This is a genomic window from Billgrantia montanilacus, from assembly GCF_003336675.1.
Classification (GTDB): domain Bacteria; phylum Pseudomonadota; class Gammaproteobacteria; order Pseudomonadales; family Halomonadaceae; genus Halomonas; species Halomonas montanilacus.
The window spans coordinates 172,756-194,908 of sequence record NZ_QPII01000002.1 but is presented as its reverse complement, the minus strand read 5'-3'; the positions used below and the strand labels follow the sequence as shown (position 1 = coordinate 194,908).

Below are 22,153 nucleotides of genomic sequence, written 5' to 3'. Positions count from 1 at the left end.
ATGAAGTACGGAATGCGTGAGCGTATCAGCGGGGCCATTATCCTTGTCGCCCTGGCGGTGATTTTCGTGCCGATGTTGTTTGACGATCCGGCACCCCGCGACGAGCGGCCACAACCGGTCATGAGCATCGAGCAGCCGGTTCCGGTGGAACGACGTGATGTGCCAGACCCGCAGCCGCCAGGTAGCCTGGGAGAGATCCGTGGCCCCGAGTCGGCACCGGGCGAGGTAGGCTCGCTGCCTGAGCCCGTTGACAACGAATCTGTCACAGAACCGGGCGTCGAGGCGTCGGATGAACCGGCTGTCGTCGAGGTGCCGCCAGCAGACGTGCTCCGGCCAGCCCCTGACCAACAGGCGCCCGAGGCCGTCGAGCCGCCGGCTCGAGAAGCACCTGCCGATGATCCGATCGCCGACCTGGCCCGTGCGGCATCCGAGCGGATGGACAGCCAGCAGGCCGATCCTGCACCGAGCGCCACGCCAGCGACTCCCGCCGGGGAGTGGGCGGTACAGGTGGGCAGCTTCGCCGAGCCGGGCAACGCCGAGCGGCTTCAGGCTCAGCTGTTGGAGCAGGGGTTCTCGGCCTATAGCCGCCGGCGGGACAACAACATGACCACGGTATACGTCGGGCCCTACGACTCCTCCGAGTCCGGCGAACGCGCCATGGCTGAGCTGAAAGAGCAGGCCAACCTTCAGGGACTGCTGGTGAGGGTGAGGGAGTGACGTCAAGAGTGAGCCCATGTTACTGACCTGGATCGACTGGTTATTTCTCGGCGTACTGGCGGTATCGACCCTGGCAGGGTTCATGCGTGGCTTGATCCGGGAGGGGCTTGGGCTGGCGGCCTGGATCATTGCCCTGCTGGCAGCAAGGTTGCTGGCCGAGCCGGTGGCCGACCTGTTGTCGGGTTTTATCGACAATCCCGATGGCCGCCTGGTGCTGGCCTTCGTGCTGGTGATCCTCGGGGTCATCCTGCTCTGTGGCATCGTCATCCGCATGGTCCATGCGGCGGTGGAGTGGGTCGGCATGGGGTTTTTCAATCGCGTAGCCGGCGCCTGCTTCGGCGTGGCCCGCGGAGCGGCGATACTGGTCATCGCTACTATCCTGATCACGCTGACCCCGTTGGCACAGCTTCAGGCCTGGCAGGAAGCCGAGCTGAGACCCGCCTTCGAGCAGCTGCGTGACTGGGCTGTCAGCCAACTGGAAGCCTGGGAGGACAGGGTGCCCGAGACGCCGGAGTCATGGCGAAACCTGTCGTTTCCTGAAGGCCGCGAAAGCGTCGAACCCGACGCGTCCAGTGCCCCAGACGCCCCAAGCGAAAGCGCGCTCTGAGGCTGCAGCTTCGTACTACCGACGATCGACTCGATCCAGCGAACGACAAGCGAATGACAAGCCGGCCTCCAGGTCGGCCCCCATGGCAGCGAGGTAAGGTGGAATGTGCGGTATCGTGGGCCTACTGGCCAAGCAGACCGTCAACCAGGCGATCTATGATGCCCTGACGGTGCTACAGCATCGCGGACAGGATGCCGCCGGCATGATGACATGGAGCGAAGGCCGCTTCCTGCTCCGCAAGAGCAACGGCCTGGTGCGCGATGTCTTCCATACTCGCCACATGGCACGTCTGAAGGGCAACGTGGGCATCGGCCACGTGCGCTACCCCACGGCCGGCTCATCCAGCGAGGCGGAGTCCCAGCCCTTCTATGTCAACTCGCCCTACGGTATTTCCCTGGCGCACAACGGCAACCTGACCAACTCGGATCAGCTCAAGCAGGAGCTGTTCTCCTCCGACCTGCGTCACATCAATACCAGCTCCGACTCCGAAGTGCTGCTTAATGTCTTCGCCCATGAGCTGGGCAAGCAGGGTCCCCATCTGGAGCCCGGCGACATCTTCGATGCCGTGCGTCGTGTCTATCGGCGCTGCCGGGGCGGCTATGCGGCCGTGGCGATCATCAACGGCTTTGGCCTGGTAGCCTTCCGTGACCCCAACGGCATTCGCCCGGTGGTCTTCGGCACCCGCGATGAGGGCAGCGGCCAGGAGGTGATGATTGCCTCAGAGTCGGTGGCCCTCGACGTGGGCGGTTTCGAACTGCACCGCGACCTGGCGCCCGGCGAGGCGATCTTCGTCGACATGGAAGGCAATATCCATACGCAGTCCTGTGCCGACCGGCCCAGCCTCGCGCCCTGTATCTTCGAACACGTCTACCTGGCTCGCCCGGACTCCATTCTCGACGGGGCCTATGTCTACGGCACCCGCATGCAGATGGGCCGCAAGCTTGGCGACCGCATTCGCAGTGAATGGCCGGAGCATGACATCGACGTGGTCATCCCGATTCCCGATACGTCGCGCACCTCGGCCCTCGAGCTGGCCCAGCACCTGGGAGTGACCTATCGTGAAGGCTTCATGAAGAACCGCTATATCGGCCGGACCTTCATCATGCCGGGCCAGACCCAGCGCAAGAAGTCGGTGCGCCAGAAGCTCAACGCCATCGATATCGAGTTCAAGGGCAAGAACGTCCTGCTGGTGGACGACTCCATCGTGCGCGGTACCACCTGCAAGCAGATCATCCAGATGGCTCGGGAAGCGGGCGCCAACAAGGTCTACTTCGCCTCGGCGGCTCCGCCGGTGCGCTATCCTAATGTCTACGGTATCGACATGCCGGCCGCCACGGAGCTCATTGCCCATGGCCGTAGCGAAGCGGAAGTGGGCGAGCTCATCGGTGCCGACAGGATATTCTACCAGGACCTGGAGGATCTCAAGGCGGCCTGCCGCGAGGTGAATCCGGAACTGGCCAGCTTCGATTGCTCGGTCTTCGACGGTTGCTACATCACCGGCGATATCGATGCCGGCTACCTGTCGGCGCTGGAGGCATCGCGCAACGACGCCGCCAAGCAGCAGCAGAGTACGGGCGGGCATGCGTTGGTGGGAATGCACAACCAGGACGACGATATCGACGACTGATCGTTGTCACGGCATTCCACCACGTTGGCCACAGGAAAAAAGGACGAAACATGCACGACGACCCGACACCGGAAGCGGCCTGGGCGCTGGAGACCCAGGCGATCCGCGCTGGTCACCAGCGCACCTTCGAGCAGGAACACAGCGAGCCGATCTTCCCCACGTCGAGCTTCGTCTATGGCAGTGCGGCGGAAGCAGCGCGGAAGTTTGGTGGTGAGGAGGCGGGTAACGTCTACTCGCGCTTCACCAACCCCACGGTGCATACTTTCGAACGCCGCCTGGCGGTGATGGAGGGGGGCGAACGCTGTGTGGCAACCAGTTCGGGGATGTCGGCCATTCTGGCTACGGTCATGGCGCTGCTGTCGGCCGGCGACGAAATCGTCGCCTCACGCTCGCTGTTCGGTTCGACGGTCAGCCTGTTTGACAAGTATTTCGGCAAGTTGGGCATCACCACGCGCTATGTGGAGCTGTCGGACCTCGCCGCCTGGGAAGCGGCCATCACGCCGAATACCCGTTTGTTGTTCGCCGAGACACCCTCAAATCCACTCTCGGAGGTCGTCGACATCGAGGCGTTGGCCGAAATCGCCCATCGTCATGGTGCCTTATTGGCCATCGATAACTGTTTCCTGACCCCGGCTCTCCAGCGTCCGCTGGCGCTGGGGGCCGATATGGTCATCCACTCGGCCACCAAATACCTGGATGGGCAGGGCAGGGCAGTGGGTGGCGCGGTGGTCGGACGCAACCAGGAGCTCGAGGAGGTATTCGGCGTTGTGCGCACGTGCGGGCCTTGCCTCAGTCCCTTCAACGCCTGGATATTTATCAAGGGACTTGAGACGTTGAGTCTGCGCATGCGGGCACATTGCGACAATGCCCTGGCGCTCGCGCAGTGGCTGGAGCGGCATCCGGCAGTGGAGCGGGTTCATTATAGTGGCTTGGAACATCATCCCCAGCATGCACTGGCAAGGCGTCAACAGCAGGGCTTCGGTGCGGTACTCGGTTTCGAGGTGAAGGGGGGGCGTGCAGGTGCCTGGTCGGTGATCGATGCCACGCGCATGCTCTCCATTACCGGCAACCTGGGTGACGTCAAGACCACCATCACTCATCCGGCAACGACGACCCATGGTCGTCTCTCCGATGACCAGAAAGCCGCTGCCGGCATTACCCAGGGCTTGATTCGCGTGGCGGTGGGGCTGGAATCTCTCGACGACATCCGCACCGACCTGGCGAGGGGGCTCGACGTCCTGGCTTGAGCGGTTCGTTTGTCCTGTGGGGTCTGCGAGAACCTGGCCAAGGACCTGTGTCCTTGCTGTAGTGCATAGCGTTTACAGATTGCGTTATTTTTTTGAACGTTGCATTCGGCTTTTTTCAGCAGATGCTGATACTGCACTGCGGTAAGCTCCGTCTCGTTGAAGTCTCTTCATTCCGCGAGGGCGATATGTGGCGTAATACCCGCTCAGGCTGGGGCCTGGTCAGCATACTCCTGCATTGGCTCAGCGCCCTGGTCATCATTGGGCTCTTCGTTCTCGGCTGGTGGATGACGGGCCTGAGCTATTTCGACAGCTGGTATAACCTCGCGCCATGGTGGCATCGTTCTATCGGTATGTTGCTGTTATTCGCCACGTTACTGAGATTGGTCTGGCGCTTCATACAGCCGACGCCTGTCGCTCAAGGCAGTCGCTTCGAGCGTCTCGCGGCACACATGGGCCATATTACCCTCTATGTGCTGCTTGTGCTGGTCATGGTCAGCGGCTACCTGATATCTACCGCCAAGGGGCGAGGAATCAGTGTCTTTGACTGGTTTGAAGTGCCGGCACTGATAAGTGATCTGCCAAACCAGGCCAGCGTCGCGGGAGACATCCACTGGTATAGCGCACTGGCGCTGCTGCTGCTTGCTGCTGGCCATGCTTTCGCAGCACTCAAGCATCACTATCTCGATCGCCGCGATACCCTGACCCGCATGTTGAATCCGGCGCGCTCGCGTCGCCGGTGACCGTTGCGCCCTTCGCGCATCTTCACAAGGAGAACCCTCTCTATGATGACCAAGACGTTCAAGAAATCCGTTCTCGCCGCCGCCCTGGGCACCGCTTCCTTCGTCGGCTTCAGCCAGGCTCAGGCCGACGACTACGTGATCGATACCGAAGGCCAGCACGCCTTCGTCCAGTTCAAGATCAATCACCTCGGTTACTCCTACATACTCGGCAAATTCGAGGAGTTCGAGGGGCAGTTCCACTACGATCCGGAGAATCTCGAGGCTTCGAGCTTCGAGATGGAAGTCCAGGTCAACAGCCTGAACAGCAACCATGCCGAGCGTGACCGCCACTTCTTGAGCGATGACTTCCTGAGCGCCGGTGACTATCCGACAGCCACGTTCGTTTCCACCGGCTTCGAGCCGACCGGTGACACCGAAGGGGTGATCACCGGTGATCTGACGCTCAAGGGCGAGACCCGCGAGATCGAGATGCCAGTCACACTGGTGGGTGAAGGAGAAGATCCCTGGGGCAGCTACCGCGCCGGTTTCGAAGGCAGCACCATCTTGACCCTGGCCGATTTCGGCATCGACATGAGCGACTTCCCCGAAATCATGCAAGAGCTCGAGCTCTACGTGACCTTCGAAGGTGTGCGTCAGTAAACGCATTCACGCTCTCTTCGTGACCCTGCACCCCCGGCGCCGGCCGGGGGTGCGCTTGCTGAGGAAAGTCGCACGGAAAACCGATACCATGCATCGCTGAGAAATCGTCAGATGAGTCATTGTCGGGGTCGTGCATGCAGTTCATGAATCGAGGCCGTTTGTCCGGGATTCGGTTGACCATAGTGGTAATGCTAGCGGTGCTGCTACTGCTGGTGGGATGCATCGTTGCAAGAGTACACCCCAGCCTGATGCCGGTTCTGCTTCCGGCATCAGGCGTTCTGGTTGCCGTTGCTTGGATCTGGGTCAGCTCCAGTTCTCGGCGAGCCATGCTGTCGCATGACATGGCCCGGTTGCAGGCTGGAGATGCCCGATTCCGTGCCATGCTGGAAGGCCTGCCGAACATTGCCGTTCAAGGCTATGATCGGCAGCGGCGGGTGATTTTCTGGAACGAGGAAAGCGCAAAACTCTATGGCTACAGCGAAGAGCAAGCCAAGGGGAGGCAGTTGGAAGAGTTGATCATACCTGAAGCCATGCGGTCCCAGCTGGTTAGCCGCCACCAGGCCTGGGTCGTGGAAGGCAAGCCGATCCCAGCCGGGGAACTGGTCCTTCGTCACCGGTCAGGCGTCGGAGTGCCCGTCTATTCCTATCATGTGATGCTCGGTGAAGCGTCGGGGAATCCCGTCATGTTCTGCGTCGACGTCCCATTGGACCGCAAGCCGGCATGAATGGGGTCCGGTCCATGGAGAACCCGTGACGTTCCAGCCTGCCACTTCCCCTCCCCTCGGCTTGACCCTGTGGCGCCAGACCTGGCCAATGGCCATCGGCGTGCTGGCGCTGCTCGGCTTCCAACTGGTGGACAGCGCCTTTATCGCCCGGCTGGGTACCGCGCCTCTGGCGGCCCAGTCCTTCACCTTTCCGCTATCGTTCCTGGTCATCGGTGTCCAGGTCGGGTTGGGCATCGCGATTGCCGCCATGATCTCCCGTACGCTGGGAGCAGGCGAGCAGGAGCGAGCACGGCGGCTGGGGCTGCTGGTGTTGTTGGTGGGTGCGGCCCTTATCGCACTGCTGGTACTGCTGCTGTGGTGGGTACAGGAACCCGTGTTTGCTCGCCTGGGAGCCGATGCAGCGACGCGTGAGTTGATTCGTATCTATTGGGCGCCGCAGTTGCTGGCTGCCTGGCTGGGTGCCGCGCTCTACTTTGGCTACAGCCTGTTTCGTGCCCATGGCGATACGCGACTGCCCGGCAAGCTGATGGTAATCACCAGCCTGGTGAACCTGACCCTCGATCCCCTTTTGATTTTCGGTATCGGCCCCTGGGATGGGCTGGGGTTGCCCGGGGCGGCATGGGCCACGGTCATCGCCTTCTCCTGTGGTCTGCTGGTGCTGGGTCGTCGCCTGTTGCGGACCGATTGGCTGGCCCGTGACGGAATCGCCGCCGAGCTGCGCCATTCGGCACGCCCCTTCGCCGGAATCGCGGGGCCGGCCATGGTCAGCCAGTTGATGCCGCCTCTGGCAGCCATGCTGGCGATCTCGGTGGTGGCGGACCTGGGTGACACATCGGTGGCAGCCTGGGGGTTGGCCAGCCGACTTGAGACTGTCTCCCTGATGGTCGTGCTGGCCATGACCATGTCCCTGCCTCCCTGGCTGGGACGCTGTTACGGCGCTGGGGACTGGGACCAGGTGCATCGGCTGATGAGGCTCGCACTCAAGGTTGTCGTGTTCTGGCAGCTGGGGCTGGGGCTGGTGATGGCGGCGACGGCTTCCTGGGTAGCACTGGTGCTCTCCGGCAATCCGGAGGTGCGCGATGAGCTGGCGACCTTGATCCGGTTTCTGTTGCCAAGCTATGCCCTGCTCGGCGTATGCATGCTGGTGGTTTCCGCGGGCAATGCCCTGGGTTGGCCTCTGCGAGCCATGCTGCTCTCCTGTGCGAGACTCTTTCTCTTCTACTTGCCCTGTCTATGGCTGGGGGCGCAGTGGGGGAGCCTGACCGGGTTGGCGCTGGGCGCAGCGGTTGGCAACCTGTTGGCAGGATTGGCTGCTTGGCGGATGCTCCGGCGGATTCTTGACCGCCCCCAGCGACGCTCTCGTTGCCGGGAAGGCCCCGGGCCACATCGACCGATCTCGGGGGGCAGGTGCAACCGGCCGAACTAGTTGAGTTTTTCCGTGTCAGGGTAGGGTGGGTGGCCATTCAGCCACAGACTTGTCCATGACGAATCGGAGTAATAGATGAAGGTAGTGAAACTGGTAGCAACGGCTCTTGTGGCACTGGGTATGGCATCACCGGCTATGGCGCAGCAGTCCATGCAGGCTCCGCCACAAGGTGATCAGGTGGACCAGCTCAACGAGCTGTTGGACCTTGATGAAGGTCAGCAGCAGGAAATTCGTGGACTTCTCGACGATGCCCAGCAGCGTCTGCAGCCCATGGAGCAGGAGGCTCAGGCCCTGCAGACTGCACTGGGCAACCATATCGATCCCAATTTCGATGAATCAGCGATTCGTCAGGATGCAACAAGGCTGGGTGAACTGACCGGCGAACTCGCCGCCGAGACCACCCTGCTGCAGGCCAGGGTTGAAGCCGTCTTCACCGAAGAGCAGCGTAATCGGCTGGAAGAGGTGATGGCGCAGCAGCAGCAGCAGATGGATCAGATGCGACAGCAGATGCAGCAGCAGGCGCCGCCCGCACAGTAAAACCCCTTTAGCTGTGTCCGAAAAGCTGCTGAGCGCAGGTAGTTTTCAGACAAAGCGCAGCCGATGGGCGTAGGCCGCTGAACGGTCTTCTATGGGCGCCACTGGGTCGAGTGGCTTGGTGGCGTCCTTCCGCCCCAGGCTTTGCCGCCTGCTTCGAAAAGTGGCCCTGCCGATGTCAATCGGCAGGGCCATTTTGTGGCATGAACCGGCGACTGGTTCAGGAACTGAAGGGTAACTGCCGAAGCGCGCCGCCCTTTCGCACATCGCCTAGTCGGCAGCCGGAGGCGTGGTGGGTGCCGGTCGCGGGGCAGCCAGCCGCTCTTGCTGCCAGGCGAAGTAGAGGAAGAGAACGCCCATGCCCAGATAGCCCAGGGTGAAGTCCGAGGCGGCATTGAAGGCCAGCTCCGGGGCGTGCATCAGGCCCACGAAGGAGAAGCCCGCTGCGATAGCTGCAAATACGGCGGCGCGGCGGAAGTGGTGATCGATCACCGATACGGTCATCGCGCCGATGAAGATAGCCATGAACATCGCCCCCTGGCCCATGGCGACGATGCCTCCCGAAATATCGGCAACCACCTCGCCGGCTCCCCGGTTGAAGCGCGTCATGACATAGTTGGCGAAGTAGGGCAGCATGGCCAGCGCGACGGCCGGATAGTAGCGGGTGTCGTTGCTTTGAAAGGCGGTGGCGATCATCGACATGCCGACGAACACCAGGATCGGCGCCACTACCGAGACGGGAATGATGGCGGCCAGGGCCGCTATCAGGCCGAACATGGTGGCAATGGCATAGACGGCACCGTTGAGAATACTGTAGCCACGACCGGCACCCATCCACTTGGCGCCCACCGTGGCGATGTAGACCGTGGTAGGAAAGACGCCGCCGAACAGCGCGCCAATCATTGTGCCGGCACCGTCCACTGCCTGGCATTCACGGACGTCATACTTGTCGCCGGCGGCTTCCATGGCCTCGACATTGTTCATGGTTTCAATTGCGTTGTAGAGCGTGATCGGCAATACCACCGTCAGCACCGCCAGCATGCCGGTGAACAACAGTCCCAAGCCTTCGAGCCAGGCCAGGTTGGGCAGCAGCGGATAGAAGCCCAGATGGGCGAAGGCATCGCTGAATCGCTCACCACCGGCATCGCCGATCAGGTAGGCCATGGCGGTACCTATCACGATGGCAAATAGTGAGGTCGGGATCCGGAATGGCATCGACACCCTGGCGACCAGGCCTACAATGATGATGGCCAGCACCAGCAGGCCGATGATCGGCATCTCCAGGGTCTTGAACAACATCTCACCAGCGATGAAGGTGAGTGCCACACCGGCCACGGCCCCGAGCATGGCGGCGCGAGGCAGGTGGTACTGCACCCAGCGACCCACCAGGCTGACCATCGCTTCGATGGCGCCGCTGATGAAACAAGCCGCTACCGCCACTTTCCAGGCCAGTTCGGCGTCTCCGGTCAGCTGCTTTGCTGGAAGCAGCACGCCGAACAGAAAGACGAACATGACTGGCGTCGAAATACCGTAGGAGAGTGCGGTCACATCTGCGCGGTTCTCTTTTCGCGCCAGGCGTGCCGCCGTCCATGCGTAGTAGAAATTGCCCACCATCACCGCCACTGCGGCCCCGGGGAGCACCTGACCGAAGACGATCGACGCGGGAAAGCCCATGCCCAGCATGGTGATGGCAATGATGACGAAGTTGGCAATATTATTCTGGAACAGAGCGAAGAAGGCATCGGTGTCCTCCTTCTTGTACCACGGATAGTGCACAGGGGTTGCCGCCATGGTGAGCCTCTTCTGTTATGGGGTTGTATACAAGGCAGCTGACAGTCTGATGCCAATCTGACTGATTGGTCAAGCCTGCTTTAGACGTAGCCGTAAACGGAGCGAGTGCTCGTTGAATGATGAATGGAGTGGTTCCAGTCACGATATGCTGGACGTTACTGAAGTTGCGGTTTACAAAGGAGAAAGTACATTCGTGGCAATCTGAAACGTCCATGTGCTGTGGCTGCTTAATGATTCAGATGGCTCGGTCGGCTAGCCAAGCCGATGGCTCGGTTGGGGCTGCCGCCCATGTCCTTGAGCTTGCGAGCATGGTCTGCCCATTGTTTCAAACGAGGGGGAGTGAAGGTGAAGCACCTGGATAGCTGTATCGTGCGTCATTTCAGCTACTACTATGACTTGTCCCGGAAAGACGAGGAGTTGTTGCTTGAGCTGGAAAAAAGTCCGGTACGAATCAAGGCAGGCACCCAGCTCTGGGAAGAGCGGGATGGCGCCAACGAATTCTGCACCCTGAGTCGTGGCTGGGCCTACTCCTACCGTATCCTTGAGAACGGTACCCGACAGATCCTCGAACTGTTCTTGCCGGGCGATATCATCGGCCTACGCGAATTTGCCTTCTCCCAGCGCCTGGCCGGAGTGAAGATGGCCGAGGATGGTGTTGTGTGCTATTTCCCTCATCAGCATGTATTGGATCTCTTCCGCCAGTCGATGACCCTGACCACCATTATGTTCGCCATTTCCAGCCGCCAGCAGGTGTTGATCACGGAGCGCCTGGTCAATCTGGCTCGGCGCAATGCAAAGCAGAAACTCGCACACTTCCTGCTCGAGACCTACCAGCGCCTGAGGCAGACACAAGCCGATGGGCACGACAGCTTTCGCTTGCCGTTGTCCCAGGAGCTACTGGCGGACCTGCTCGGACTCAGTCCGGTTCACGTCAGTCGCACCCTGACAGCCCTCAGTGATGAAGGGCTGGTCTTTCGTGAACGACATGTCGTGACGATTCCGGATTTGAAGGCATTGAAGGAGATGGCCGACTTCGACGACCGTTACCTCATAGACAACATACGGCCACTGTTTGGCAGACACTGAATCCCGTGCGGGAGGATGAGAAAAGGCGGCGCTGGTTAACGCGGCTGGGTGGATGGTGCCCCGGTTCCCTGGGGCACCGTCCCTTCAGGTGTCGTGCTCGGCGCCGCTATCAGTTGACCGCAGCGATTGCCTTGGCCAGGTAAGGAAGGTTCTCGTGCGAGAAACCCGCCACATTGGCGCGGCCCGAGCGAACCATGTAGATGCCGAACTCGTCGCGCAGGCGGTCGACCTGCTCCGGGGTCAGGCCGGTATAGGAGAACATCCCCCGCTGCTCCGCCACGCAGGCATACTTCTGATCGAGACCGTAGGGCTTGAGGGCTTCGACGAAGTCACGACGCAGCGTATTGATGCGATCGCGCATTTCCGTCAGCTCTTCGCGCCACACGGCGGACAGCTCAGCGGAGTGAAGGATTTCGCTGACGATGGCGCCGCCATGTGCCGGGGGATTTGAATAGTTCTCCCGGGCCACGATGGCTACCTGGGAACGTACGTTCTCCATCTGCTCGGCGTTCTTCGCCACCATGATCAGGCAGCCGGTCCGTTCGCAGTAGATACCGAAGTTCTTTGAGCAGGAACTGGTGATGATCACTTCGTCGAGGTTCTCGGCCAGGAGGCGAACGCCATAGGCATCCTCGTCGAGACCCTCACCGAAACCCTGGTAGGCGAAATCGATCAGCGGCAGCAGGTTGCGCTCGTGGACGACCTCCAGGACCTGCTGCCACTGGTCGCGAGAGAGATCAAAACCGGTAGGGTTGTGGCAGCAGGCGTGCAGCAGCACCACATCACCTTCGGGAATCGACTTCAAGGCGCTCAGCATTCCGTCGAAGTCCAGGCGGTTCTCGGCATCCACGTAGGGATACTTGTGCAGCGTCAGGCCCGCGGCGGGAAAGATGCCCAGGTGGTTTGGCCAGGTCGGGTCGCTGACCCAGATATCCTTGCCGGGCAACTGGTGAGCGATGAAGTCCGCCGCCAGGCGGAGGGCGCCCGTTCCGCCCGGAGATTGAGTTGCGCTGGCACGCTTTGCCTCGAGTACCGGGGAGTCTTCACCCAGCACCATCGGCAGGACCACTTCGCCATAGCTGGGAGCGCCGTGGGAGCCAATGTAGGTCTTGGTTGTCTCGTTCTTGAGCAGCAGGGACTCGGCTTCCTTCACGGCGCGCATCACCGGTGTGTTGCCCTGAGCGTCCTTGTAGACGCCAACGCCGAGATCGACCTTCTGGGGGTTGGTGTCCTTCTTGAAGGCCTCGATCAAGCCGAGGATGGCATCCCCGGGGACCCGCTCAATATGTTCGAACATTTATTTCGCTACCTCGTCGGTTCTGGCGGCAAGTATGAAGTCGTTGCGGTGCAGGCCTTGAATCTTGTGTGACCACCAGGTCACGGTAACCTTTCCCCATTCGGTCAGCAGGGCCGGGTGGTGATCGGCCGCCTCGGCGATTTCGCCGACACGGTTGGTAAAGTCCAGCGCCTGCCGAAAGTCGGTGAAGGTAAAGACCCGCTCAAGCTGCATGATGCCATTGCGCTCGAGGATCTGCCACTGGGGAACCTCGGGTTTGAACAACAGTATCTCTGCCTCACTGACGGTCGGGGCGTTGCGACGGCAGGCTTCGCAGGGCTGTCGAGAAAGTCGGGCCATGTCATCTTCCTGAGGCGATTGGTGGGGGCGCTACATCAACCTTCTGGCGGTACGGACATCCTGTCAATAAATCAAGGCGCTATGCTTGAAGGACTAGTCATGAAGGGCGTGCTTGAATGACATGCTTGAAAGGAGGGCACCATGCCTCGCCGCATTTTCCGGCTGCCACTCTGGCTCAAACTGCTCTTTACTGCCTGGATTCTGTTCTGGGCGCCGGCCTATGCCATCATGCTGGGGGCGGAGAACTACTTCTGGCTATGCAATCTTGCCAGCTTTCTTATCCTGTTCGGGCTGTGGGCGGAGAGCCGGCTGCTGCTCTCCATGCAGTGGCTCGCCGTAGTGTTGGTCGGGCTCTTCTGGGCGCTGGACGTGGGAGTGGCGTGGCTGGCCGGTTTCCATCCGATCGGCGGTACCGAGTACATGTTCGACCCGGCGCATCCGTCATTGGCGCGTGTGCTGTCGCTCTATCATCTGGTACTGCCTCTCGTGGCGGGGTATGCCGTTCTGAAACTCGGTTATGACCGCCGCGCCATGGTCTGGCAGACGCTTCTCACCTGGCTGGTGATTCCGTTGACATTCCTGTTCACCGAGCCCGGGCGCAACATCAACTGGGTGCATGGACCCTTCGGCACGCAGCAGGAGGCTCTCGCCCCCCTCGTCTATCTGGCGGGATTGATGCTGGGCTGGCCACTGGTACTGTATCTGCCGGTGCATGGCCTGCTGTGTTATCTCCAGTGGCGTGGCAAGGTACGGTGAGTTCGGCCTCAGCTCTCGACTCGATTGCGCCCCAGATGCTTGGCCGCATAAAGACTGCGGTCGGCGCGCTCGATGAGGACGTCTCGGGGTTCGCCAGGCCGGTATTCTGCCAGGCCAATGCTGACGGTGATCTGTCCGGGCTCGATGCCGAAGGCGTGTTCGGCAATACGTTGTCGCAGCCGCTCGGCAAGGGGTAGGCTGCGGACAAGAGGGGTGAGCGGCAGGACGACGGCGAACTCCTCGCCGCCGAGCCGGGCGATAGTATCTTCTTCGCGCAGCAGTTTGCGGCACAGCTTGGCGAGCTCGATCAGTACCTGGTCGCCCTGGAGGTGCCCCCAGGTGTCGTTGACGCGCTTGAAATGATCGAGATCAATGAGCATCAACGACAGTGGTGAGCCATGTCGGTTGCATCTCGACGTCTCTTCGGCGAGTCGAACCATCAGCTTGCGGCGGTTAGCCAGGCCGGTGAGGTCGTCGGTATCCGACAGACGGCGTAGGCGTGCCTCCTCCACCATCTGTTCGGTGATATCGATCATCAGGCCATGCCAGAGCACACCTGTCTGGGCATCCTCCGGCTGCGCGCGTAGCGCTACCCAGCGACACCGGCCATGAGGCAAACGGATACGGAACTTGGTGGCGATGGGGACGCGCCAGCGAGCCGAGCGCTCGATGGCGGCCATCAGCTTCGGATAGTCGTCGCCATCGAGCCGGTCGAGCATATGTCGTGCATCCTGGCCCAGTGCATCGCGGTCGATGCCTGGCAGGCTGGTACCGCTACCGGCAAGGTAGGGGAAATGCATGTGGCCATCGAGGCCACGATGAAACTGGAAGATGACGCCGGGCAACCGTTCGGTAAAGTCACGAACGTTGCCAGGCATATCCAGCCCCCCACCCGTCATGGCGTTCTCTTCAGTCATGCGGGCGTCCTAGTGTTCCCTGCTGCGTGCAGGCCTGTCATTCTTATAGTTTCGGCTCAACGGGTGACAAAAGCCGAGGCGCTAGGCGCCGAGATCAAAGGCTGAGCCGTTAGTGAACGGCTAATATACGTTGTAACTCAGCGTAAATCATCTGGCGCTTGCTGTAGGAAATCGCCGACAGTGATTGTAGGGGGGAGCTTCTTCGCAGTCTGGCTTAGCGCGGGGCGTCATAGCGACTGGCACGGTCGCGTGAGAAGACGACCTGCCAGAGCTGCATGTCCCTGCCGCGGAAGGCGCCAGCACATACCGAAAGATAGTAGCGGAACATGCGGTGGGTGCGTTCGCTGTAGCGCTCGGCCAGCTCTGGCCAGGCGTGCTCGAAATTCTTCAACCAGGCCATCAGGGTCGTGTCATAGTCGGGCCCAAAATTCTGCCAATCCTCCATCAACAGCAAGTCTTCGCTGGCGTCCGCCACCTGTCGGGCAGAGGGCAGGACGCCATTGGGAAAGATATAGCGATCGATCCAGGGGTCGACGGTGATGTGCGAACTGTTCGAGCCAATGGTATGAAGCAGGAAAAGGCCATCATCGGCCAGCACACGTTGGACGGTTTCGAAGTAGGCACGGTAGTTGCGGTGTCCCACATGCTCGAACATGCCAATGGATACGATGCGGTCAAAGCGGCCATCGATATCGCGGTAATCCTCGAGATGAATCTCCACGGGCAGGCCTGAGCAGCGCTGTTGGGCCAGGGCAGCCTGTTCCCGGGAAATGGTGATCCCGGTGACGGAGACCCCATGGTGTCGGGCGGCGTGCTCGGCAAAGCTCCCCCAGCCACAGCCAATATCGAGTACCCGCATGCCGGGTCGTAACTCGAGCTTGCGGCAGGCGAGCTCCAGTTTGGCCAGCTGTGCCTCGTGCAAGGAATCGGCTTCCTTCCAGTAGCCGCAGGAGTAGCACATGGTGGGGTCGAGCATCCGCTCGAAGAGATCGTTGCCCAAGTCGTAGTGGGCCTCTCCAACCATGTAGGCGCGCGCCTTGCTCTGAAGATTCATCAGCCCCGCCTGGAGTCGATACATCAGCCGATCGGAGGGTGGGCGGGCACGTTCTCCAAGGCCATGAAGCAGAAGGCGCCTGGCCAGTTCGTCGAGACGTTCGCACTCCCACCAGCCATCCATGTAGGATTCGCCCAGGCCCAATGAGCCCTGGCGGAGTATTCTGGCACAGAAGTCGGGGTTGTATATCTGCGGGTCCCAGGGGGCGTCGCCGTTAAGGCTGATCCCCGAGTCTTCCAGCAAGGATTCGAGTACTCGCCGGGCGCGGTTATCGGGCAGGGCGATGGGGCCGATTCGATGGTCACTGGTCATGGAGTCCTCCCGGTCCATCAGTCGAGTGCTAAGACAGGCTCTGTCAATGTGGTCTTTCCCCCTGGATTTGAGCATAGCCCAGGTAGTGGGGAACGGTTAATCGACGGGGCTGATATACTCCCCGGCATCCAACCAAGATGCCGACTGGAGCCTTCATCGTGTCTAGTGACTCGCCGCTGATCATCGCCCTGGATCATCCTTCGCTCGATGCCGCCCTTTGCCTCGCCGACCGACTCGACCCGTCCCGCTGCCGGGTCAAGGTCGGCAAGGAGCTGTTTACCCGCAGCGGTCCGGATGTGATCGAAGCACTGCATGGGCGGGGCTTTCAGGTTTTCCTGGACCTCAAGTTCCACGACATCCCCAATACGGTGGCCGGCGCCGTCCAGGCCGCCGCCGAGCAGGGGGTCTGGATGGTCAATGTCCATGCCGGGGGCGGACGGCGCATGATGGAGGCGGCGCGAGAGCGTCTCGAGCGCCATGGGCTGGCCACGCACCTGATCGCCGTGACGGTATTGACCAGCATGGAGGCCGCGGATCTGCAGGAGGTGGGCGTGACCCTGGCTCCCGCGGAACAGGTCGAGCGCCTGGCACAATTAGCCATGGCCAGTGGCATGGCTGGCGTCGTCTGCTCCGCTCAGGAGTCGACACGGTTACGAGAGCTGTGCGGTGATACTTTCCTCAAGGTCACGCCGGGAATACGGCCGAGCTTTGCCGCAGCAGACGACCAGCGGCGAATCATGACCCCTCTTCAAGCCATGACGGCAGGCAGTACCCACCTGGTCGTCGGCCGGCCGGTGACACAGGCCGAGGACCCCATGGCGGCCCTGGAGGCCATCGAGCAGGAGCTGGCGAACTAAGCCGATCTGCCTTGTCGGTCACTCTCCTTCGATGCCCGTAATGGGGCGGGTCGTGCCCCAGCTGCGGCAGCGTGGGCACTGCCAATGCAGCGGTTCGCCGGCGAAGCCGCAGCGTCCGCAGCGATGACGAGGGCGTGCCTGGAGCAGGGTGTGGGTGTGCTGCTTGAGTAGTTGGATACGGCTATCCGGGGAGCCCCGCTCATGCTGCTGGTGTTGATAGAGGTCTAGCAGGTAGTCGAGCGCACCCAGGCTCGGCGAGCGATTGAGCTGCTCGCTGACCAGATCGATGGCCGACTGGATGCCTTGGCGTCTTCGCTGTGTCTCGGCCAGCATGATGATCAGGCTGGTGAAGTGGGCGCGTTCCAGCAGACCTTCCAGATGGGCCACCAATCCTTCTTCGTCACCCAGCAGCTGATAGGCATGGTGCAGGGGTTCCAGCACCGTGGGGATAAATTCCAGGTCCTGGTCGGGAATGCGCATCAACAGGCGAATGGCGTCCCGGTAATGGCCGGTATCCTGCGCCATGGCCGCTAGCAGAAGATTGGCCCGAACGCAGCTTGAATCGACAGAGAGCGCTTGTCGCAAATGCTTTCGAGCCAGCCCGGGGCTGGCGGAGTGGCGTTCCTGGTCGGCCAGTTCGCAGAGCCAGTGTGCAGCGGCGCGCCGGACATCATCGTGCTGACGAGTCAGGGTGGGGTGAGCCACGTCGAAAGCGGCCTGCCATTCGCCTTCCCGGTCGAAGAGGTCGGCCAGCAGGCGCTTGGCGGCATGACGGATCTCGTCGCGACTGGATTCACGGATCAGCTGCTGCAACAGGCGCTCGGCACGGTCGAGCAGGCCCAGTTTGAGAAAATCGCGCGAGAGCTCCAGTTGAACCTGGTCACTCTGTGCGGCCGTGAGGGTCGGCCTGGCCAGCAGGTTCTGGTGTATCTTGACGGCGCGATCAGCTTCACCCCGGGTGCGGAACAGATTACCCAGGGTGATATGGGTGTCTATCGTTTCGCTGTTGACTTCGAGCGCCCCGACAAAGGTCTCGATGGCGCGATCCGGCTCTTCGTTGAGCAGGTAGTTCAGCCCTACGAAGTAATCCCGCGACAGCGATGTCGTCGACTCGTCATCACGCAAGCCACGGCGTTCACGGCGGCCAAGCCACCAGCCGATGGCAAGGGCTGCCACCAACAGGGTCAGCAGCAGGGCGTCGGGCATTTAGGGCAGTTCCTTGAGCTCCTGCACACGCAGCCGGTCGAGCTCCTTGCGCTGTTGCCGGTTCTGTCGCTGGGCTCGGGATAGCGCTGTGCGCAGTCTCAGCCATACTCCGGTCATGGCCAGCATGCCCAGCAAGACGCCACAGACCAAGGCGGCGAGCAGCCAGACCGAAAGCGAAACGGCCGGCAGCTCCGTCCAGATCAAATTGAGCGGCACCGTCTGCTGGTTGTTCACGGCAAACAGGATGCCGACCAGTAGTACCGCCAGCAGAATAATGGCCAGGATAAGGCCTTTGAGCCAACGCATGTGGGTATCCCTTGTAGAAAAGTCGGTTAGTAGCCGAGGGCGCGGCTGGCATTGACCTGCTCGCGAAGCTCCTTGCCCGGTTTGAAGTGTGGCACGAACTTGCCCTCGAGTGCGACCGGGTCGCCTGTCTTGGGATTGCGGCCGACGCGCGGCTCGCGATAGTGCAACGAAAAGCTGCCAAAGCCACGAATTTCCACCCGGCCACCCTCGGCCAGGGTATCGGTGATGTCGTCAAGGATCAGGCGAACCGCAGATTCGACTTCCTTGATCGAAAGCTCCGGCTGATGCATCGCAATCTGCTCGATCAATTCGGATTTGGTCATCGGTGATCTCCAGGCAGCCCCCTGATCCGGTTGGACCTGGGCGAGATTATTGTTCTGTCATCAGCATACTGCGCAAACCGAGATAAAACAACGCACTACGACCAAGGTCAAGCAATCCTTCGAAAGCGACCGGTTGTGCTGCCCCCTTCGGGTGGCTCCGGTATACTGATGGCTTACTCACCAGCACAGCCGAGGCAGACGTTGAGCGACACGACGAATCCGGATGACCAAGTGACAACCCCCGAAGCGGCGGCCCTGCGCAAGCAGCTCTACTGGCACTCCCGCCGTGGCATGTGGGAGCTGGACCTGCTGCTGATTCCCTTTCTCGAGCACTGTTTTGACCACCTGGGCGCCGAGGACCAGAACGCCTACCGGCTGCTGATCGAAGGGGAGGATCAAGACCTGTTCGCCTGGCTGATGCGGCGCGAGCAGCCGGAAGATCCCGCCTTTCATCGAATCGTACGGCTGATTCAGGAACATGCCGAGAACGCCGATAACGATCCGCGTCGTCCCGTCTAGGCTGGCACGCTGGGTCCACGGCCTGTTGTCTCTGGTGCTGTTGGCTCTGCTGGTCCGCTATGGTGCTACCTGGCTGGCAGGTCTGGGCATGGCCTGGTTGGGGCTGATGGCGTTGTTGATGACGGCATGGCGGCGCGAGCATGGCCGTGTCTGCGGTGAGCTGCGTATCGTGCCCCGGGAGAAAGTCGGTTGTCGCTGGGATTGGCGGCCCCGGTCGGGTGATGAGAGACAGGATGTCGCACTGCGCTGCCGCTATCTGGGGCCCTGGCTGATTGCGCTCGAGATCGAGGGCAGCCGTATATGGCTATGGCCGGACAGCAGTTCCCGGGAGTCGCTGCGCCAGCTGCGTCGCTGGCTGGTTCATTCTGGCTGACGGTTCTCGCCAGCGCTTTACATTTTTCCCGGTTTAATCATTCGAGTTTCTTATTCGATATCAGTGATATGCAGTCGGGAAGGTTGAGGATTCGGCGCCGGTTCAGGGCAGTCGGGATTGAAGTGCAAGCCGCGCGACTCCCGGCGTGCTCTGGCTGCCATCACGGTCAACCTTGCCAGCCTCATGGCATGCCATAGGCTGGCAAGGGGCGCGCTCGGGGCGGCGTGGTTCACCGCTTCTTCCACCTCGGCGCTCAATGCGCGAAGCTCGCTCGCCGCGTTTTCCAGGCCCTCATCCCGCCGCACGATGGCGACACGATAACTCATGATGTCGCGCATGGCCCGGCGCCAGTGCCGAACCTGATCGAGATCCACATGCCGTCGCCCTGGCTGCCACTCCTCCAGCGGTGCAGGGAGAGGCGGCGGCACTTCGGCCAGGCGTGACGCACAGCTGCGGGCGAAGACCAGGCACTCCAGCAGTGAGTTGCTGGCCATGCGGTTGGCGCCGTGCAGGCCGGTGCAGGCCGCTTCCCCGATGGCGTAGAGGCGGGGGACGGTGGAGGCGCCGTCGAGATCAGTGGCGACCCCGCCGCAGCTGTAGTGAGCAGCAGGCACCACCGGTATCGGCTGTTGGGCGATATCCATCCCGCGACCAAGGCAGTGCGCGTGAATGGTGGGGAAGTGGTGGCGAATCGCAGCTTCACCCAGGTGGCGTACATCGAGCCAGACGTGGGGTGCCCCGGTGCGCTGCATTTCGGCATCGATGGCGCGGGCGACGATATCCCGGGGCGCCAATTCCGCCCGCGGGTCCAGCGCCGGCATGAAGCGTTCGCCTTGCGCGTTCAACAGGTGGCCCCCTTCCCCCCTGACCGCTTCGCTGATCAGGAAGGGGGTGCCTTCCGGATCGTAGAGGCAGGTGGGATGGAACTGCTGGAACTCCAGGTTCATCACCTCGGCGCCGAGCTCGGCGGCCATCAGCATGCCTTCGCCGCTGGCTGGGTTGGGGCTGGTGGTGTGTCGATAGAGGCCACTGGCGCCGCCCGTCGCCAGGATGGTGTCGGCTGCCAGCAGTTCGGTCGGCTCGCCTCGCTCGCTCAGGCAGCGTGCCCCGCGGCACTGGCCGAGGGTATCGGCGAGCAGACCGATGGCGGTGAGATCGTTCCGTATCGTGATGGCGGGGTGGGCCAGGGCGTTGGCCATCAGGGTGTCGAGTACGGCGCGCCCGGTAGCGTCTTCGGCATGAATGATGCGTCGTGCCCCGTGCCCCCCTTCTCGAGTCAGGTGGAAGGGGTAGGGCGAGGCGGGGTCCGGGTCGCGAGTAAAGGGAACGCCCAGTGAAAGTAGCCATTCAATGGCGGCGGGCCCCTGTTCGACGGTGAAGCGGACGGCGCGTTCGTCGCACAGGCCGGCACCTGCCACCAGGGTGTCGGCCACATGGGCATCGAAATCGTCTTGCGGAGAGAGAACGGCGGCAATGCCACCTTGTGCCCATCGGCTGGCGCTTTGATCGTCGCTTGCGGGGCGAACCAGGGTCACGCGGCGATGGCCTGCTGCGTGCAGTGCGAGGGTCAGGCCGGCAACGCCACCGCCGACAATCAGTACGTCATGTTCGCTACGGGGCATTCGGGGGTCTCGCTGGATCCTGTCACATCAGCCGACTGACTCGGCTCGTTAGCGTCCGATGATACCGGTAGAGGAGCAGGATAGCGAAGAGTCTGGTGCCCGGAGCCGGGCTCGAACCGGCACGGTGTTGCCACCGAGAGATTTTAAGTCTCTTGCGTCTACCAATTTCGCCATCCGGGCGGCACGGGATTTCGAGCAGACAACTGAAGGGAATAAGTGGAGGCTGGAGTCGGAATCGAACCGGCGTACACGGAGTTGCAGTCCGCTGCATAACCACTCTGCCATCCAGCCTCAATGAGTCGTATGGATCGGGAAAGGAGATCGATCGGACCGGCATACCGGCTCACGACCCTCGATACCGCCTCTCTTGGGAACCTTGTTCCAAGGCATTACCCGAAGAGATTGGAGCGGGAAAGGAGATTCGAACTCCCGACCCTCGCCTTGGCAAGGCGATGCTCTACCACTGAGCTATTCCCGCTCGACTCGAGAGCGAATTATACGGATAAGGTCGTTTCTGTCAATCACTTGTTGGCATCGAGTACTACATGGAGCGGCTCAGGTGGGGCCAGGCAGAACGCAGGTAGAGCGCCATGGACCAGAGGGTCAGGATGGCGGCAACGTAGAGCGTGGCGACGCCGACCAGGGCGAGCTGGGTGCCCGGCGAGAAGGCCAGCAGCAGCAACAGCGCAACCATCTGCAGGGTGGTCTTGACCTTTCCCAGCCAGGAGACGGCGACGCTGCCGCGCTTGCCCATCTCGGCCATCCACTCACGCAGGGCCGAGATGACGATCTCGCGGCCGATGATCACCAGCGCCGGTAGCGTCAGCCAGACGCTGTCGAAGCGCTCGATCAGCAGGGCCAGGGCGACGGCGACCATCAGCTTGTCCGCCACCGGGTCGAGGAAGGCGCCGAAGGGCGTGGCCTGGTCCCAGCGGCGTGCCAGGTAGCCGTCCAGCCAGTCAGTTACCGCCGCCAGGGCGAAAAGGCCGGCGGCTATCGGCATGCTCCAGGCGAAGGGCAGATAGAAGAACACCACCAGCAGCGGGATGAAGGCGATTCTAGCCAGCGTCAGGATGTTGGGGATGTTCATTGACAGGGGGATCCTTGCCTGAGGTCAGGGTTGCCGAGAAGGC

The 22,153-nt window shown here is 61.7% G+C and carries 24 protein-coding genes and 3 tRNA genes; 14 read left to right on the top strand and 13 right to left on the bottom strand.

Annotated elements, in window-relative coordinates; genetic code table 11:
* The 9 genes from DU505_RS03535 (at position 1) to DU505_RS03495 (ending at position 8,265) form a co-directional block, all read left to right on the top strand.
* Positions 1 to 717 (top strand): SPOR domain-containing protein, encoded by a 717-nt coding sequence (locus DU505_RS03535; RefSeq protein ID WP_181872716.1) that lies wholly within the window; start codon positions 1 to 3, stop codon positions 715 to 717.
* A 16-nt stretch (positions 718 to 733) separates the two neighbouring features.
* Positions 734 to 1,324 (top strand): CvpA family protein, encoded by a 591-nt coding sequence (locus DU505_RS03530; RefSeq protein ID WP_114477616.1) that lies wholly within the window; start codon positions 734 to 736, stop codon positions 1,322 to 1,324.
* 103 nt (positions 1,325 to 1,427) lie between these two features.
* A complete protein-coding gene (gene purF / locus DU505_RS03525; RefSeq protein ID WP_114477615.1) occupies positions 1,428 to 2,951 on the top strand; it encodes an amidophosphoribosyltransferase in 1,524 nt (507 codons plus the stop codon).
* 50 nt (positions 2,952 to 3,001) lie between these two features.
* On the top strand, positions 3,002 to 4,198 hold the full coding sequence (locus DU505_RS03520) for an O-succinylhomoserine sulfhydrylase (RefSeq protein WP_114477614.1): 1,197 nt from the start codon (positions 3,002 to 3,004) through the stop codon (positions 4,196 to 4,198).
* Between the two features lie 185 nt (positions 4,199 to 4,383).
* On the top strand, positions 4,384 to 4,938 hold the full coding sequence (locus tag DU505_RS03515; RefSeq protein ID WP_114477613.1) for a cytochrome b: 555 nt from the start codon (positions 4,384 to 4,386) through the stop codon (positions 4,936 to 4,938).
* A 42-nt stretch (positions 4,939 to 4,980) separates the two neighbouring features.
* Positions 4,981 to 5,577, top strand: coding sequence for a YceI family protein (locus DU505_RS03510; protein WP_181872715.1), 597 nt, complete (start codon positions 4,981 to 4,983; stop codon positions 5,575 to 5,577).
* 134 nt (positions 5,578 to 5,711) lie between these two features.
* Complete coding sequence (locus tag DU505_RS22800) at positions 5,712 to 6,302, top strand: PAS domain S-box protein (RefSeq protein ID WP_245947762.1); 591 nt, start codon at positions 5,712 to 5,714, stop codon at positions 6,300 to 6,302.
* Positions 6,303 to 6,390: 88 nt separating this feature from the next.
* The gene (locus tag DU505_RS03500; RefSeq protein ID WP_114477949.1) at positions 6,391 to 7,728 is read left to right on the top strand and encodes an MATE family efflux transporter; all 1,338 of its coding nucleotides are present in this window, start codon (positions 6,391 to 6,393) and stop codon (positions 7,726 to 7,728) included.
* A 75-nt stretch (positions 7,729 to 7,803) separates the two neighbouring features.
* On the top strand, positions 7,804 to 8,265 hold the full coding sequence (locus tag DU505_RS03495) for a Spy/CpxP family protein refolding chaperone (RefSeq protein ID WP_114477612.1): 462 nt from the start codon (positions 7,804 to 7,806) through the stop codon (positions 8,263 to 8,265).
* A gap of 267 nt (positions 8,266 to 8,532) precedes the next feature.
* On the opposite strand, the gene DU505_RS03490 is transcribed toward DU505_RS03495, so the two are convergent.
* Positions 8,533 to 10,053 carry an NCS2 family permease gene (locus DU505_RS03490; protein WP_114477611.1) on the bottom strand — a complete coding sequence of 507 codons (1,521 nt, stop codon included), beginning with the start codon at positions 10,051 to 10,053 and terminating at the stop codon, positions 8,533 to 8,535.
* Between the two features lie 345 nt (positions 10,054 to 10,398).
* Between DU505_RS03490 and DU505_RS03485 the strand changes: the two genes are divergently transcribed.
* Positions 10,399 to 11,139, top strand: a complete 741-nt coding sequence (locus tag DU505_RS03485) for a Crp/Fnr family transcriptional regulator (protein ID WP_245947775.1) — start codon at positions 10,399 to 10,401, stop codon at positions 11,137 to 11,139.
* 109 nt (positions 11,140 to 11,248) lie between these two features.
* Here the strand turns inward: DU505_RS03485 and DU505_RS03480 are convergent, their stop codons facing one another.
* Positions 11,249 to 12,436 carry an amino acid aminotransferase gene (locus tag DU505_RS03480; protein WP_114477610.1) on the bottom strand — a complete coding sequence of 396 codons (1,188 nt, stop codon included), beginning with the start codon at positions 12,434 to 12,436 and terminating at the stop codon, positions 11,249 to 11,251.
* The gene (locus DU505_RS03475) at positions 12,437 to 12,775 is read right to left on the bottom strand and encodes a 4a-hydroxytetrahydrobiopterin dehydratase (RefSeq protein WP_114477609.1); all 339 of its coding nucleotides are present in this window, start codon (positions 12,773 to 12,775) and stop codon (positions 12,437 to 12,439) included. It abuts the gene before it with no gap.
* Positions 12,776 to 12,916: 141 nt separating this feature from the next.
* Between DU505_RS03475 and DU505_RS03470 the strand changes: the two genes are divergently transcribed.
* Entirely contained in the window at positions 12,917 to 13,531 is a 615-nt protein-coding gene (locus DU505_RS03470) for a hypothetical protein (protein ID WP_114477608.1), read from the top strand.
* 8 nt (positions 13,532 to 13,539) lie between these two features.
* Here the strand turns inward: DU505_RS03470 and DU505_RS03465 are convergent, their stop codons facing one another.
* Together DU505_RS03465 and cfa are read right to left on the bottom strand one after the other, a co-directional pair.
* On the bottom strand, positions 13,540 to 14,448 hold the full coding sequence (locus DU505_RS03465; RefSeq protein ID WP_114477607.1) for a GGDEF domain-containing protein: 909 nt from the start codon (positions 14,446 to 14,448) through the stop codon (positions 13,540 to 13,542).
* A 214-nt stretch (positions 14,449 to 14,662) separates the two neighbouring features.
* Complete coding sequence (cfa, locus tag DU505_RS03460; RefSeq protein WP_114477606.1) at positions 14,663 to 15,814, bottom strand: cyclopropane fatty acyl phospholipid synthase; 1,152 nt, start codon at positions 15,812 to 15,814, stop codon at positions 14,663 to 14,665.
* A gap of 158 nt (positions 15,815 to 15,972) precedes the next feature.
* Between cfa and pyrF the strand changes: the two genes are divergently transcribed.
* A complete protein-coding gene (gene pyrF / locus DU505_RS03455; RefSeq protein ID WP_114477605.1) occupies positions 15,973 to 16,671 on the top strand; it encodes an orotidine-5'-phosphate decarboxylase in 699 nt (232 codons plus the stop codon).
* A gap of 18 nt (positions 16,672 to 16,689) precedes the next feature.
* Here pyrF and lapB read toward each other — a convergent pair whose 3' ends face one another.
* The 3 genes from lapB to ihfB are packed head-to-tail and all read right to left on the bottom strand — an operon-like array spanning position 16,690 to position 18,506.
* Positions 16,690 to 17,877, bottom strand: coding sequence for a lipopolysaccharide assembly protein LapB (gene lapB / locus DU505_RS03450; protein ID WP_114477604.1), 1,188 nt, complete (start codon positions 17,875 to 17,877; stop codon positions 16,690 to 16,692).
* The gene (locus DU505_RS03445; RefSeq protein WP_114477603.1) at positions 17,878 to 18,183 is read right to left on the bottom strand and encodes a lipopolysaccharide assembly protein LapA domain-containing protein; all 306 of its coding nucleotides are present in this window, start codon (positions 18,181 to 18,183) and stop codon (positions 17,878 to 17,880) included.
* Positions 18,184 to 18,209: 26 nt separating this feature from the next.
* Positions 18,210 to 18,506, bottom strand: a complete 297-nt coding sequence (gene ihfB, locus DU505_RS03440) for an integration host factor subunit beta (protein ID WP_114477602.1) — start codon at positions 18,504 to 18,506, stop codon at positions 18,210 to 18,212.
* Between the two features lie 291 nt (positions 18,507 to 18,797).
* Between ihfB and DU505_RS22795 the strand changes: the two genes are divergently transcribed.
* A complete protein-coding gene (locus DU505_RS22795) occupies positions 18,798 to 19,025 on the top strand; it encodes an FAD assembly factor SdhE (RefSeq protein ID WP_245947774.1) in 228 nt (75 codons plus the stop codon).
* Positions 18,985 to 19,398 (top strand): protein YgfX, encoded by a 414-nt coding sequence (locus tag DU505_RS03430; RefSeq protein ID WP_147273041.1) that lies wholly within the window; start codon positions 18,985 to 18,987, stop codon positions 19,396 to 19,398. Before DU505_RS22795 ends, DU505_RS03430 begins: the two co-directional genes overlap by 41 nt.
* A 50-nt stretch (positions 19,399 to 19,448) precedes the next feature.
* Here DU505_RS03430 and nadB read toward each other — a convergent pair whose 3' ends face one another.
* From nadB to pgsA, 5 genes are all read right to left on the bottom strand, one after another.
* Complete coding sequence (nadB, locus tag DU505_RS03425; protein ID WP_114477599.1) at positions 19,449 to 21,020, bottom strand: L-aspartate oxidase; 1,572 nt, start codon at positions 21,018 to 21,020, stop codon at positions 19,449 to 19,451.
* Positions 21,021 to 21,113: 93 nt separating this feature from the next.
* A tRNA-Leu gene (locus DU505_RS03420) sits at positions 21,114 to 21,200 on the bottom strand.
* Positions 21,201 to 21,237: 37 nt separating this feature from the next.
* Positions 21,238 to 21,311: transfer RNA gene (locus tag DU505_RS03415), tRNA-Cys, on the bottom strand.
* 112 nt (positions 21,312 to 21,423) lie between these two features.
* Positions 21,424 to 21,498: transfer RNA gene (locus DU505_RS03410), tRNA-Gly, on the bottom strand.
* A gap of 63 nt (positions 21,499 to 21,561) precedes the next feature.
* Positions 21,562 to 22,110, bottom strand: a complete 549-nt coding sequence (pgsA, locus tag DU505_RS03405) for a CDP-diacylglycerol--glycerol-3-phosphate 3-phosphatidyltransferase (RefSeq protein WP_114477598.1) — start codon at positions 22,108 to 22,110, stop codon at positions 21,562 to 21,564.
* Positions 22,111 to 22,153 lie beyond the last annotated feature (43 nt).

Coding starts and splice junctions, on each gene's coding strand:
- DU505_RS03510 (WP_181872715.1), top strand. CDS start 4,981: ATGATGACCAAGACGTTCAAGAAATCCGTTCTCGCCGCCGCCCTGGGC.
- cfa (WP_114477606.1), bottom strand. CDS start 15,814: ATGACCAGTGACCATCGAATCGGCCCCATCGCCCTGCCCGATAACCGC.
- DU505_RS03430 (WP_147273041.1), top strand. CDS start 18,985: ATGCCGAGAACGCCGATAACGATCCGCGTCGTCCCGTCTAGGCTGGCA.
- DU505_RS03470 (WP_114477608.1), top strand. CDS start 12,917: ATGCCTCGCCGCATTTTCCGGCTGCCACTCTGGCTCAAACTGCTCTTT.
- lapB (WP_114477604.1), bottom strand. CDS start 17,877: ATGCCCGACGCCCTGCTGCTGACCCTGTTGGTGGCAGCCCTTGCCATC.
- ihfB (WP_114477602.1), bottom strand. CDS start 18,506: ATGACCAAATCCGAATTGATCGAGCAGATTGCGATGCATCAGCCGGAG.
- DU505_RS03490 (WP_114477611.1), bottom strand. CDS start 10,053: ATGGCGGCAACCCCTGTGCACTATCCGTGGTACAAGAAGGAGGACACC.
- nadB (WP_114477599.1), bottom strand. CDS start 21,020: ATGCCCCGTAGCGAACATGACGTACTGATTGTCGGCGGTGGCGTTGCC.
- DU505_RS22800 (WP_245947762.1), top strand. CDS start 5,712: ATGCAGTTCATGAATCGAGGCCGTTTGTCCGGGATTCGGTTGACCATA.
- DU505_RS22795 (WP_245947774.1), top strand. CDS start 18,798: ATGTGGGAGCTGGACCTGCTGCTGATTCCCTTTCTCGAGCACTGTTTT.
- DU505_RS03445 (WP_114477603.1), bottom strand. CDS start 18,183: ATGCGTTGGCTCAAAGGCCTTATCCTGGCCATTATTCTGCTGGCGGTA.
- DU505_RS03480 (WP_114477610.1), bottom strand. CDS start 12,436: ATGTTCGAACATATTGAGCGGGTCCCCGGGGATGCCATCCTCGGCTTG.
- pgsA (WP_114477598.1), bottom strand. CDS start 22,110: ATGAACATCCCCAACATCCTGACGCTGGCTAGAATCGCCTTCATCCCG.
- DU505_RS03535 (WP_181872716.1), top strand. CDS start 1: ATGAAGTACGGAATGCGTGAGCGTATCAGCGGGGCCATTATCCTTGTC.
- DU505_RS03500 (WP_114477949.1), top strand. CDS start 6,391: ATGGCCATCGGCGTGCTGGCGCTGCTCGGCTTCCAACTGGTGGACAGC.
- DU505_RS03465 (WP_114477607.1), bottom strand. CDS start 14,448: ATGACTGAAGAGAACGCCATGACGGGTGGGGGGCTGGATATGCCTGGC.
- DU505_RS03515 (WP_114477613.1), top strand. CDS start 4,384: ATGTGGCGTAATACCCGCTCAGGCTGGGGCCTGGTCAGCATACTCCTG.
- DU505_RS03520 (WP_114477614.1), top strand. CDS start 3,002: ATGCACGACGACCCGACACCGGAAGCGGCCTGGGCGCTGGAGACCCAG.
- purF (WP_114477615.1), top strand. CDS start 1,428: ATGTGCGGTATCGTGGGCCTACTGGCCAAGCAGACCGTCAACCAGGCG.
- DU505_RS03495 (WP_114477612.1), top strand. CDS start 7,804: ATGAAGGTAGTGAAACTGGTAGCAACGGCTCTTGTGGCACTGGGTATG.
- DU505_RS03530 (WP_114477616.1), top strand. CDS start 734: ATGTTACTGACCTGGATCGACTGGTTATTTCTCGGCGTACTGGCGGTA.
- DU505_RS03475 (WP_114477609.1), bottom strand. CDS start 12,775: ATGGCCCGACTTTCTCGACAGCCCTGCGAAGCCTGCCGTCGCAACGCC.